Origin of the sequence: Vibrio sp. Y58_MX_L22, assembly GCF_024181865.1 — a bacterium.
In the GTDB taxonomy this organism is placed as follows: domain Bacteria; phylum Pseudomonadota; class Gammaproteobacteria; order Enterobacterales; family Vibrionaceae; genus Vibrio; species Vibrio alginolyticus.
The window spans coordinates 244,147-256,460 of record NZ_JAMZAN010000001.1 but is presented as its reverse complement, the minus strand read 5'-3'; the positions used below and the strand labels follow the sequence as shown (position 1 = coordinate 256,460).

The following is a 12,314-nucleotide window of genomic DNA, read 5'->3' as shown; positions in this document are numbered from 1 at the left end:
GATACACATAAGCCAGCAGAATGGTCTGCTGGCTTATGTTACTGATTAACTAACGTTAACTTAGTTTACTTAAACTTGCTGATTTCTTGTTCAACTTTGTCTAGTTGTTGCAGCTTCTCTTGCATTTTTAGAGAGTCGTAGTTTAGTGAAGCAGGGTTCATCGCTGTGCCACGCTGCATTGGGTATTCTGGGAGTGTTTTAAAGAACTCTCCCACAACGTCTTGTACAGGTACAAATAGCCACATGTTGTCAGCCATCCAACGCAAGTACATTTGTGATTCGCTTGGGCCTTTTTCGAATGGGTCAGCGCGTAGGTGGATGATTTTAGGCCAGTTCGGAGCAAAACGAACTGCGTTACTTAGGTTCCCTTCAAGCGTTGCAAAGTGAAGTTTCCAGTCATTCCAGCGGACAGCGTTTAATTCACCATTAGACGTAAAGTAAAGCAGCGACTCACGAGGGCCTTTTTCTTCCTTACCTTCAAAGTATGGCATGAAGTTATAACCATCTAAATGTACACGCCACTCTTTGCCATTTGCTTTGTAGCCTTCTGCCAGTTTTTCTTTTACATCAGGTACGCCAGCAGCTGCCAATAATGTAGGCAACCAGTCTTGGTGTGCCATCATTTCATTGATCTTGGTTCCTGGCTTAATTACGCCTGGCCAACGAACCAGTTGAGGAACACGCATACCGCCTTCCCAAGTTGTACCTTTTTCACCATGGAATGGTGTTGCGCCACCATCTGGCCAAGTCATGGTTTCTGCGCCGTTGTCCGTTGAGTAGATAACGATAGTGTTGTCTGCAACACCTAGCTCATCCAGCTTGTCGAGTAAAACACCTACATGATCATCATGTTCCAGCATACCATCGGCATAAATGCTTACACCTGATTTACCTTGGTATTTTTCCTGCAAGCGAGTCCAAACGTGCATACGAGTGGCGTTATGCCAAATAAAGAAGGGTTTATCCGCCTTAACTGCTTTTTCCATAAATGCCAAAGAGCTCTCTAGGAACTCTTCATCTGCGTGCTCCATACGTTTTCGTGTCATCGGGCCAGTGTCTTCAATCTTACCGTCGGCATAAGACTTAATGACACCACGAGGGCCATAGTTTTTACGAAACTCTGGGTCTTTAGGGTAGTAATAAGTTTCAGGCTCTTCTTCTGCGTTTAGGTGATATAAGTTACCGAAGAATTCGTCAAAGCCGTGTTTGGTCGGTAAGTGCTTATCTTGGTCACCTAAGTGGTTTTTACCAAATTGACCCGTCATGTAACCTTGTTCTTTTAACAGATCTGCAATGGTTGGCGCCCAATCAGGTATACCGTGGTCAGAGCCTGGCATACCAATTGTTAACAAACCCGTACGAAATGGCTCTTCACCTGTAATAAAGGCCGCGCGACCAGCAGTACAAGACTGTTGTCCGTAGTGATCTGTGAACAACGCGCCTTCATTCGCTATACGGTCGATGTTTGGCGTTTTGTAACTCATCATACCTTGGTTGTATGCGCTGATATTCCAGTAGCCGATATCGTCACCAAAAATTGCCAGAATATTCGGTTTGTCGGCTGCCATAGCGGCACTGGACGCCGCTAACAGTCCTGCGCCTACAGCGATTTTGCTCAATTGATTTGCCATAAAAACTCCAGATTGTTGAGAGTAAAGATAAGCACAAGTGAGCCTTATGCTTAGTTGCTGCATAAGTTAATGATGTATATAGAAAAATCCTCTTATACTCGATATAACCATAAGTTATTGCTAGGTTGTAACCATGTGTTAATTAAAAAGAAATAGGATTGTTCTGTTAGTTTGTAGAGATTCGTAAAGTAGATTTAGATCACTTAAGAGCCTTATTTTTATTGCGTAGTAGAAGAGGGGATGGAAATGAAAAACAATAGGATGCTCGCTTGTTTTACGGTCCTAAAGCAATACTAAAGTCGTTATGTATTGCTTGTAATTATTTGTATAACCAGTGATTTAGTGTCTATATTGATTTAGGTTGTACATTATAAATATAAGGATATCTATGAGTCAGTGGGCAGGCCGGTTTCGCATTTTATTGCTGGTCAACGTTGTTGTCAGTTTTATGGCTTTTTCTCAAGAGTTATTAATAGAGAAACCAAATATTCCTTCAGGCTTAAATCCGGAATATGCTGGCACACAAGCTTGTATAGATTGCCACCAAAACGAGGTAGCGGCCTGGAAAGGGTCACATCACGATATGGCCATGAAGCATGCAAGTACAACCTCTGTACGTGGTGATTTTGATAACCATGTTGTAACGCACAAAGGAATGCCTAATCGTTTTTTTAAAAAAGGCGACGAATTTTGGGTCAATATTCAAGGTGCTGACGGGCAATGGCATGACTATAAGATCAGCTATACATTTGGCTGGGAGCCATTACAGCAGTACATGGTCGAGTTTGAAGATGGCCGCGTGCAGCTTATTCCTTTTGCTTGGGACACAAGAGCTAAAGTTGAAGGGGGACAGCGTTGGTTTCATCTTTATCCAGAAACGACAACAACGGATGAATTCTATTGGACCAATACCGGGCAAAATTGGAACTTCATGTGTGCTGATTGCCATTCAACGAACCTAAAGAAGAATTACGACGCTGACAAAAACACTTACAACAGCTCATGGTCAGAGATTAATGTGGGATGCGAAGCATGCCATGGTCCCGCTAGTCAGCACATAGAACTGGCCAAGAAATACAAAAATGCTGGCACTTCTTTTGAGCATGACAGCCATTATGGCTTTGATCGAAATTTGTCTAAAGCAGTGTCGGATTGGGTGTTTGAGGAAGGCCATAGTACGTTACAGCCGAAATCAATTGAAGCAACCAATCAAGTGCAAACATGCGCTCAATGCCATAGTCGCCGAACCCAGTTAAATGAAACAGGTGATCATGTTAAAGGTTCCTTTTTTGATAAATATCGCTTAAGTCTTATAACACCTGAACTCTACTATCATGATGGACAGATTTACGACGAAGATTATGTTTATGGTTCGTTTCTTCAATCTGAAATGGCGGAGAAGGGGGTCACGTGCACTAATTGCCATGATCCACACACGGCAGAATTGACGATCCCAGAAGAGGCAGTATGTTCGCAATGCCATATTGCATCGGAATATACACCTGAAAAGCATACCTTTCATAAGGCTGGATCTGAAGCATCGCAATGTACGACTTGTCACATGCCAGAAACGACTTACATGCAAGTCGATCCTCGTAGAGACCACGGTTGGCATATTCCACGACCGGATTTGAGCAAACATATTGGAACGCCCAATGTTTGCATGTCTTGCCATGAAGATAAAAGCAATCAATGGGCCGATGAACAGATAGCAAAATGGTACCCGAATTCGAAGTATCGTAATCAGCAACATTTTGCTGTCGCATTTTATGCGGATTCAATTGGTCATCAAGGAGCAGCAAATGCGTTGGCATACTCTGCTCAGGATTCGTCGTTAAAAGACATTATTCGTGCTTCAGCCCTGGAGAGAATGGGGGGCAATACTGACCAAAATACAACAGTATCTTTGGCTAGGGCCGTTAAGAATGAGAATGAAATGGTTCGATTAGGGGCAATTTCAGGCTCGTCTGGTTATGAATTTCATGATCGGTGGCGGATTCTAGAGCCATTGCTTGGTGACCCGGTGCTTTCAGTGAGAGCGGAAGCTGCCTCGGTGCTGGTAGCGAACTACGCACAAATGACCCCTTTACAAAAAGATATCATTAAATCGCCTTTAGAAGAGTACATGGAAATTCAAGAGTTTAATGCCGATCGTGGTTTCGGAAGAACCAATTTGGCGAATGTGTACCGCAGCTTAGGTGAAATCGACAAAGCGGCCGAGCTGTATAAACAAGCGATCAGCATCGAACCCTATTTCGAAAATAGCTACGTTAACCTAGCAGATTTGTATCGTCACCTAGGTAAAGAAGAAGCTGCGCTCACGGTGCTACAACAAGGGATGAAAGCTCAACCTAAATCCAGCACATTACCATACAGCGCAGGTCTTTCTTTGTTGCGTCAAGGCAAAGCTGATGATGCGAAAAAGCTACTTAGACGCGCCGCAGAAATTGGTGAAACTAATGCTCATTATTGGTACGTGTACGGTCTAGCTCTAGAAAAAAGCGATGTTCTAGAAGCCAGTAAAGCGTTGCAAACAGCATTTGAAGTCGGTGGCAATCCACAGCACTTGTATGCTCAATGCGAGGTTCTAGCGAGAAATCATAAAAAAGGTGCTGTCGCTTTTGCTTTCGATAGGTGCATACAAGAGCTTAGTCACTATGCACCTAAACAAGCTATTGATCAGCTTAAAGCCTCTATTGTCGGGGTCAATAGGAGCTAATTACCAAAAGTGGAGCTTTTATCGCTCCACTTTTTTCTTACTTAGTTTAATCAGCGTCTTTCGCTAATCTCAGCCCCATGTCGGACATGATGACTGACTGGCTAGCAAAATCGCGACGATAGTTTTCGGATTCGTCAGCATCATAGGCAAAGCTACCACCTCGTACAGACTTGTGTGCAAGGCTTTCTTTTTCATCTTTTGCGTTTACCGGATTATCACTTGGTGCTGATTTGTAATAACCTTCATCAAACGCATCAATAACAAACTCACCAACATTACCCGTCATATCGTATAAGCCAAGCTCATTCGGTTTTTTCTGACCTACCTTGTGTGCCTTATTGTTTGAGTTACTGGCATACCAGGCAACGTCGTTAATATCATCAGCTCCCGCGTAAGTGAATCCTTGACTTAGATTCCCCCCTTTCGCTGCAAACTCCCATTCTGCTTCTGTGGGTAAACGATAGTGCTCTCCCGTTTTTTCATTCAATTTCTTTATAAAATAATTGGCTTGTTGCCAGCTAATGTTATTTACGGGCGTATTTGGGTTTCTAAAATAACTCAGAGAAGAGCCTGTAACCGATTCGAATAACTCTTGGGTTACCTCAAATTTTGCCAAATAGAAATCTTCCACGCGAACGGTGCGAGCCGGGCGCTCGGATTTATTTGCTGACGGATTATCCGAGCCCATCGTAAATTGTCCACCTTCAATAAGAACCATATCTTGATCGATTTTTTGGGCAAGAGGGCTAGGTTGTGTTGTTGCACATCCAGTCATAATTAGCGAAATCGAAATAGCGGCACCAAGGTAAAGAGTATTACTTTTGGAATGCTTCATAGGGGAGCTCCATCAACATTTATGATCAAAGAATTTTATCAGGCAAGTCTATGAAAAACAGTTATACACACTATAACAAGCGCCACGAATAATTGAACATTATCATCACACTAGGCGATTAACTTAATGATTAGTCTTAGCGCCGTTGGGCACAGGCTAGCAACTAAGAAGGTGATGAATGCACATAACTCAAGGTCCGCAGTTCAATGGAAAAGCATCCAAGCGATTACATGTCATGGCGAAACCTATCGGTGCAGTGTGCAATATCGATTGCACCTATTGTTACTACCTAAGCAAACAAGATTTACTTGAGTACAAGCCAGGCTGCTCACCAGTCATGGATGAGGAAACGCTCGAGACCTATATCCGTCAATATATAGCGGGACAAAATACACCTGAAATTATTTTCTCTTGGCAGGGTGGTGAGCCGACAATGCTAGGTTTGGATTATTTCAAGACAATTGTTGAGCTACAGAATAAATACCGTCCCGATGGCATTACGATCTCCAATGACCTCCAGACTAATGGCACACTGCTTAACGATGAATGGTGTGAGTTTTTAAAGGCGAACAACTTTCTCGTCGGTTTAAGCATTGATGGCCCAGAAATGATGCACAACGCTTACCGAACAAACCGAGCTGGTAGAGGCACATTCCGGCAAGTTATGAATGCGGTTGAATTATTACATAAGCACGAAGTAAAGTTTGCTACGCTCACTTGTGTTAACAACTTGACCGGCCGTAACCCACTTGAAGTGTACCGATTCTTGCGAGATGAAGTACGCTCCCCTCAAATGCAGTTTATTCCAATAGTTGAGCAGAAAACATTCAGAACAACCGCCCCTCAAACTTGGGAGCCAAACGAGCAACTAAAGCAAGGAGATAAACGGTTGATCCCAGGTCATAAAGATGCCGTTGTTGAGCCTTTTTGCGTTGCGGATGAAGCATGGGGAAATTTTCTGATCGCGATTTTCAATGAATGGGTTTTACACGATATCGGCAACGTGTTTGTGCAGTACTTTGAAGCCAGTATCGAAACCTGGATGGGCAGAAAAAACCCACTGTGTACGTTAGGTGAAATCTGCGGGAAGGGCTTAGCAATGGAGCCTAATGGTGATGTGTTTGCGTGTGATCATTACGTGTACCCAGAATATAAGGTTGGAAACATTCATCACGAAAAGCTCGATACGCTCGCTTATAGCTCTGAGCAGCAGAAATTTGGGTTTGCTAAAAGTCGTACGCTGCCCCAACAGTGCCTTCAATGTGATTATCAATTTGCATGTTTTGGAGAATGTCCCAAAAACCGTTTTATCCGTACTAGGCAAGGTGAGCCTGGTCTTAATTATCTCTGCGCGGGTTGGAAGAAGTTTTTTACCCATGTTGATCAGTCGATGGCGTACATCTTACGAGCGACAGGTAACCCAGTGGTTCACGGTAAATACAGTGACCAGATTCTACACCAGCAAGCTACTCAAACACAGACTGTGTTTGAAACGAAGTTTTAAGATAGTCACTACGCCTGCTACAGGCCCGGAAATGAAAGAATATAGGTTATTGAATGCAAAAAATTAAGCTGCTCTCTAAATCATTACTCGTGATCTCGATCGGCATTGCTGCGAGTCAAACAGCAGTGGCACAAGAAACAACATTGCTAGACCCAGATCAAGTATCGCCGACAACGGTTGTCACTCCACAAGAAGCTCAAATGACACCGGCGCAACGAGTCGAAAAGCTGTCTTATGATGCGCAAAATAAAAAGTTGTCTTCAGAAAAACGTATTGATGCTTTACGTGAGTTAGCCAACTATCCAAGCCAAAATGCATTGGTTGCAGTTGCGCGTGGGTTGCAGGATGAAGATGCAGGTATTCGCGAAGCTGCGATCGTGGGAGCACAACCATATATGATTGAGCACCGTTGGCGTTTGATTTCACCATTATTGAGTGATGACGCCGCCATGGTGCGAATTACAGCAGCGATTAACCTCGTTCGAGATTACGCCAATTTGAGTTCGGAGCAACAGCAGTCACTTGAGGGGCCTGTTTCAGAGCTGACAGCACACTTGTCCAGTAAGAACGATAATGTTTCCAAGTTATTACTTGCAGACGTTTACCGTTGGCATCGTGATTGGGATAAAGCGGCGCTGATATACCCAGAGTTAACTAAGCTTGAGCCAAACAACCCTCAAGTTTGGTTAAGCTATGCAGACAACTTCCGAGCGCAACAGCTAGACCAAAAAGCTATCAACGTGCTTGACGAGGGTATCAAGCTAAATTCAGAAGATGCCTCGCTGCATTATTCTAAATCTCTCGCTTTGGTTAGATTAGACAAAAAGAAAGAAGCGGCGTTTGAAATAGACAAAGCTGCGACGATGGCAACGACGAACAGTTACTTTTGGTATTTAAATGGTGTTCTGCAAGAAGAGTTAGACTTGAAGAAGTCTGTCAACGCTTTTGAGCAAGCGTATTTGATATCCGGTGCTCCAGAACAATTGTATGCCGTGTGTGACATCTATGTCAGATACGGCAACCCTAAAACGGATGACTGTTTAACAGAGCTAACGAAGGTCGCTCCCGACTATGTTATTGAAGAGCTCAATCAGAAAAAGGGACGTAAAAGTGCCTCTACATCAGTTGAAGCCAATGAATTTAAACTCTAATCGGTAAATTCCATGTTCCTATTTCAATAAAATAGTGAACCAATTTAGTGACGGCGTCACTCTTTGGTGGCCGTTGGATATGTCAGTTCAATATGCGCCTGTTTCAATTGAACTATACTTTTGATTGGATTCGCACCTAGCACCTCAATATAAGGAATTAAGATGGCTATAAAGTTAAAGGCGATTGTCTTAGCAACAGGTTTAGCTCTGTCTAGTTACGCTGTTGCTGCTGATATGCAAGATCCACTTCCGTCATGGAACAACACTGACGCTAAGCAAGCTATTATGGCGTTTGTTACGAAAACAACGACCCAAGGTTCGGATTCCTATGTGCCTGAAAGCCAACGAATCGCGACGTTTGATAATGATGGAACACTTTGGGCAGAAAAGCCTGTTTATCTACAGTTGTTTTTTGCGATCGATAGAGTAAAAGAAATGGCCTCTGAGCATCCTGATTGGAAGACAACCGAACCCTTTGCTTCCGCATTAAAAGGTGACATGGAGGGGATTGGTAAACAAGGACTCGAAGGTGTAATGAAGCTTGTTATGGCAACCCATTCTGGAATGTCTACTGAACAGTTTCATCAAGAAGTTAAGGAATGGTTGAAAACGGCTGTCCATCCAACAACGGGTAGACCATACACTGAAATGGTCTATCAACCTATGCTCGAACTGCTCGACTATTTAAGAGCGAACGACTATCAGACCTACATCGTTTCTGGAGGCGGTATTGAATTTATGCGCGTTTGGGCGCCGGAAGTATACGGCATTCCAACGCAAAACATCGTGGGGACGACGTTAAAGGCGGAATATCAAAGTGTTGATGGAAAACCTACCATCCTACGCATGCCGGAAATAGACTTCGTCAATGACAAAGCAGTAAAGCCTGTGACGATTCAAAACTTCATTGGCAAACGTCCGGTCATGGCGTTTGGTAATTCTGATGGTGATTTACAGATGTTAGAGTGGACGAAAGCAGGTTCAGGTCCAAGATTTTCTGCGATTATCCATCACACGGATGACAAGCGCGAATGGGCGTATGATAAAGATTCTCATGTTGGTAAGTTAGATGAATCGTTTAAAGTAGGTGAAGAGCAAGGTTGGCTATTTGTCGATATGAAACAAGATTGGAATCAAGTGTTTAAAGAGAGCACTAAATGATAATCTTTGTTTGACCATAACTTGCTGCAACCAAACAATTGCAACGAAATAAAAGGCCTCACAATTGAGGCCTTAGTTAATTCCACAGTAGCTTCGATACCTAGGGTCTAGTTTCTAGGTTGCTGTGTCATTGTTTCTACCACTTTTTCAATACTTAACGAGCTACCTTTCGTGGCAGGGAACTCCTTGAATGTCTCTAGGAACTTACGCACGATAGCTTGAGCAGGAACGAACATCCACATTTGATCAGCGTAAAAATGTCTGACGTAAAGTGCTGCATCTGGACCGACCTCAAATGGATCCATACGAAGGTTTACAATCAAAGGCCAACTAGGTGTTTTGCGGTATGCCTCATTAATGGCACCTTCCATAATACTGAAGTGGATCTTCCAGTCTTTATAACGAACGGCGTTTAAATTACCACCAGCATCGAAGTAAAAGATTTCTTTGCGTGCGCCTTCGTCAGCTTTACCAGTCAGCAGATCAAGTTGGTTGTAGCCATCTAAATGTGCTTTAAAGGTTTTGCCCGCTGCTTTATGACCCTTCAATAGTTTTTCTTTCACATCTGGTTCGCCCACAGCTGCGAGTAGAGTTGGCATCCAGTCTTCTTGTGAAAAGATATCGTTGATAACCGTTCCTGGTTTAATGTTTCCAGGCCAGCGTACCATCATCGGAACGCGGAATCCGCCTTCCCAAGTCGTACCTTTTTCGCCCTTGAACGGTGTAGTACCACCATCTGGCCAGGTAAATTTCTCAGCGCCATTATCAGTACTAAAAACAACAATGGTGTTATCTGCTACGCCTAGCTCTTCAAGTTTATCAAGCATGACACCTACTTGATCATCTAGGTCCATCATGCCATCGGCGTATAAGCCGTAACCTGACTTCCCTTGATATTCTTCACTCAAATGTGTCCAGACGTGCATACGGGTTGAGTTATGCCAAATAAAGAATGGTTTGTCTTCTTTTACTGCTTTTTCCATAAATGCCAAGCTAGCATCCATGAACTCTCGGTCTACGTTTTCCATACGCTTACGAGTAAGGGGACCTGTGTCCTCGATTTTGCCATCCGCAGTCGCCTTCAACACGCCTCGAGGTCCGAATTTTTTACGAAACTCTGGATCTTTTGGATAAAACTCAGACTCAGGCTCTTCTTCCGCGTTTAAATGGTATAGGTTACCAAAGAACTCATCAAACCCATGGTTAGTTGGTAGGTGCTCATCTTGATCACCAAGGTGGTTTTTACCAAACTGACCAGACACATAGCCGTGATTTTTAAGTAACTCTGCGATAGTAGGATCTTTCGATTGAATACCCTCTTTTGCGCCGGGCATACCAATAGTCAATAGACCGGTACGAAACGGATGTTGACCCAGAATAAATGAGGCTCGTCCGGCAGTACAACTCTGTTGTGCATAAGCGTCTGTGAAAATGGCACCTTCATTGGCGATTTTATCAATGTTAGGAGTCTTCCCTCCCATCATACCATTGTGATACGCACTAATGTTGTATACACCTACATCGTCACCCCAGAACACAAGGATGTTGGGCTTATCGGCAGCAAAGGCTGTGGACGCAGCTAATGTACCGACCAATGCCATTACCTTTTTAATCGAGTTTCGCATGAAAATCCTCCGCGATAAATGAATCCATTATCGTTATATAACGTTACTAATTGTGTTCATCATGGCGAAGTCGAGTGAGATGACACCAAATGAGACAATGTAGTCAGTTGAATATAGTAGAGGTTTTTTGTTGCTTCCAAGTAATCCCTGTTTTTCAAAAATGTTAACTAACATGGACTAGACTTTAGTGTGTTTTAAGTGTGATAAGACGCACTTACAGGATTGAATTTCAATGAAAGGCGACACTATGAAAAATAAACTAGCAACTATCCTGTTTCTATGTATCCCGTTAGAAGTGGTTGCGGAAGAGACACCAAATGTCGTGGTAATGTTGGTTGATAACCTTGGGTGGGGGGAACTAAGTTCCTATGGGAGTACCAGAGGTGTTGAAACTAAAAACTTAGATCAACTTGCTAGAGAAGGTGTACGCCTTACTAATTTTAATGTGGAACCGCAATGCACGCCAACTCGCTCCTCATTCATGACGGGGAGGCGAGCGCTTAGATCTGGGACAGATAAGGTTGTTTGGGGAGTGCCTTACGGTATGGTGAACTGGGAGATAACCATTGCAGAGAAGTTTAAGGAACAAGGATATAACACGAGCCTTTACGGGAAATGGCATTTGGGAGACCAAAAAGGGCGCTTTCCAACGGATCAAGGCTTTGATGAATGGTATGGCATTGCAAATACGACGGATGAGTCAGAATATAGCTCTCAACCCGGTTATAAAGCTATATTACCTAAACCTCAAATCCTTTCAGCTAGAGCAGGGCAGGATCCTAAAGGGGTCAAAGAATATAATTTGGACTCACGTAGAACGATTGACAGTGAGCTAGTTGAACATGCCACAGATTTTATAAATCGAAATGTGAAAGAGAATAAGCCATTTTTCTCTGTAATTACTTTTACTCAACCACATTTACCGACGCTACCTCATCCTGATTTTATTGGTAAAACAGGCAAAGGAAATTACTCAGATGTGTTAGCTGAGATAGATTTTCGAGCTGGGCAAGTTATTGGTGCAATAGAAAAAGCAGGAATTAAAGACAATACACTAGTGATTTGGTTTTCTGACAACGGTCCAGAGTGGCATATGCCATACCAAGGCTCTAGCGGACCATGGCGTGGTGCGTACTTTACGGCTCTTGAAGGCTCTCTCCGAACACCATTTATTGCCTCTTGGCCTAACCACATCAAACCGGGCAGAGTGAGTGATGAAATTATCCATGTTGTGGATCTATTTGCCTCACTTTCTCATGTCGGTGGATACAAATTACCAAGCGATAGAACAATAGATAGTATTGATCAGTGGGCCTTTTTAAAGGGAGATAGTGAAAAGTCTAGTCGAGATGGTTTCATCGTTAACAATGGATCTGAAACCTACGCTTATAAGTGGGAAAATTACAAGATGCACTTTATTGATCAAGATATCATGCCGGAGAAAGGGCGCCCATTACAGATCCCTGAAATATACAATTTGATTGATGACCCTAAAGAGGAGTTTGATTTAAGAAATAATGCCACATGGTTATTTCCTATCATGATAGGAAAGAGAGTAAAGTTTGAATCTTCCGTTTCAACAAGCTGCGATACGATTCCTTTCCCTGCTCCATTTGGATATGAGCCCGATTGTAGCAAGGGGAATTTCAATCAATTTCCAGTGGATGGATTACGCCAGAAGTAGTTTA

8 protein-coding genes are annotated in these 12,314 nt (G+C 43.1%); 5 read left to right on the top strand and 3 right to left on the bottom strand.

What is annotated here, in order from left to right; genetic code table 11:
- Positions 1 to 65 precede the first annotated feature (65 nt).
- On the bottom strand, positions 66 to 1,631 hold the full coding sequence (locus NL626_RS01010) for an arylsulfatase (RefSeq protein WP_005377767.1): 1,566 nt from the start codon (positions 1,629 to 1,631) through the stop codon (positions 66 to 68).
- A 388-nt stretch (positions 1,632 to 2,019) separates the two neighbouring features.
- On the opposite strand from NL626_RS01010, the gene NL626_RS01005 reads away from it, so the two are divergent.
- Complete coding sequence (locus NL626_RS01005; protein ID WP_253656903.1) at positions 2,020 to 4,350, top strand: tetratricopeptide repeat protein; 2,331 nt, start codon at positions 2,020 to 2,022, stop codon at positions 4,348 to 4,350.
- A 46-nt stretch (positions 4,351 to 4,396) separates the two neighbouring features.
- Here NL626_RS01005 and NL626_RS01000 read toward each other — a convergent pair whose 3' ends face one another.
- Positions 4,397 to 5,185 (bottom strand): SUMF1/EgtB/PvdO family nonheme iron enzyme, encoded by a 789-nt coding sequence (locus NL626_RS01000; protein ID WP_005377765.1) that lies wholly within the window; start codon positions 5,183 to 5,185, stop codon positions 4,397 to 4,399.
- 178 nt (positions 5,186 to 5,363) lie between these two features.
- On the opposite strand from NL626_RS01000, the gene NL626_RS00995 reads away from it, so the two are divergent.
- The 3 genes from NL626_RS00995 to NL626_RS00985 all read left to right on the top strand — a co-directional run bounded on the left by NL626_RS00995 (position 5,364) and on the right by NL626_RS00985 (position 9,001).
- On the top strand, positions 5,364 to 6,689 hold the full coding sequence (locus NL626_RS00995) for an anaerobic sulfatase maturase (RefSeq protein WP_017821945.1): 1,326 nt from the start codon (positions 5,364 to 5,366) through the stop codon (positions 6,687 to 6,689).
- Positions 6,690 to 6,742: 53 nt separating this feature from the next.
- Positions 6,743 to 7,840, top strand: a complete 1,098-nt coding sequence (locus NL626_RS00990; RefSeq protein WP_017821946.1) for a hypothetical protein — start codon at positions 6,743 to 6,745, stop codon at positions 7,838 to 7,840.
- A gap of 162 nt (positions 7,841 to 8,002) precedes the next feature.
- Positions 8,003 to 9,001: an HAD family phosphatase gene (locus NL626_RS00985; RefSeq protein ID WP_017821947.1), complete on the top strand. Its 999-nt coding sequence runs from the start codon at positions 8,003 to 8,005 to the stop codon at positions 8,999 to 9,001.
- 107 nt (positions 9,002 to 9,108) lie between these two features.
- On the opposite strand, the gene NL626_RS00980 is transcribed toward NL626_RS00985, so the two are convergent.
- The gene (locus NL626_RS00980) at positions 9,109 to 10,626 is read right to left on the bottom strand and encodes an arylsulfatase (protein WP_005377761.1); all 1,518 of its coding nucleotides are present in this window, start codon (positions 10,624 to 10,626) and stop codon (positions 9,109 to 9,111) included.
- Positions 10,627 to 10,873: 247 nt separating this feature from the next.
- On the opposite strand from NL626_RS00980, the gene NL626_RS00975 reads away from it, so the two are divergent.
- Positions 10,874 to 12,310 (top strand): arylsulfatase, encoded by a 1,437-nt coding sequence (locus tag NL626_RS00975; RefSeq protein WP_253656902.1) that lies wholly within the window; start codon positions 10,874 to 10,876, stop codon positions 12,308 to 12,310.
- Positions 12,311 to 12,314: the final 4 nt, after the last annotated feature.

What these genes read in the sequence shown, in the direction of transcription:
- NL626_RS01010 (WP_005377767.1), bottom strand. Translation starts at nt 1,631, where the DNA reads ATGGCAAATCAATTGAGCAAAATCGCTGTAGGCGCAGGACTGTTAGCG.
- NL626_RS01005 (WP_253656903.1), top strand. Translation starts at nt 2,020, where the DNA reads ATGAGTCAGTGGGCAGGCCGGTTTCGCATTTTATTGCTGGTCAACGTT.
- NL626_RS01000 (WP_005377765.1), bottom strand. Translation starts at nt 5,185, where the DNA reads ATGAAGCATTCCAAAAGTAATACTCTTTACCTTGGTGCCGCTATTTCG.
- NL626_RS00995 (WP_017821945.1), top strand. Translation starts at nt 5,364, where the DNA reads ATGCACATAACTCAAGGTCCGCAGTTCAATGGAAAAGCATCCAAGCGA.
- NL626_RS00990 (WP_017821946.1), top strand. Translation starts at nt 6,743, where the DNA reads ATGCAAAAAATTAAGCTGCTCTCTAAATCATTACTCGTGATCTCGATC.
- NL626_RS00985 (WP_017821947.1), top strand. Translation starts at nt 8,003, where the DNA reads ATGGCTATAAAGTTAAAGGCGATTGTCTTAGCAACAGGTTTAGCTCTG.
- NL626_RS00980 (WP_005377761.1), bottom strand. Translation starts at nt 10,626, where the DNA reads ATGCGAAACTCGATTAAAAAGGTAATGGCATTGGTCGGTACATTAGCT.
- NL626_RS00975 (WP_253656902.1), top strand. Translation starts at nt 10,874, where the DNA reads ATGAAAAATAAACTAGCAACTATCCTGTTTCTATGTATCCCGTTAGAA.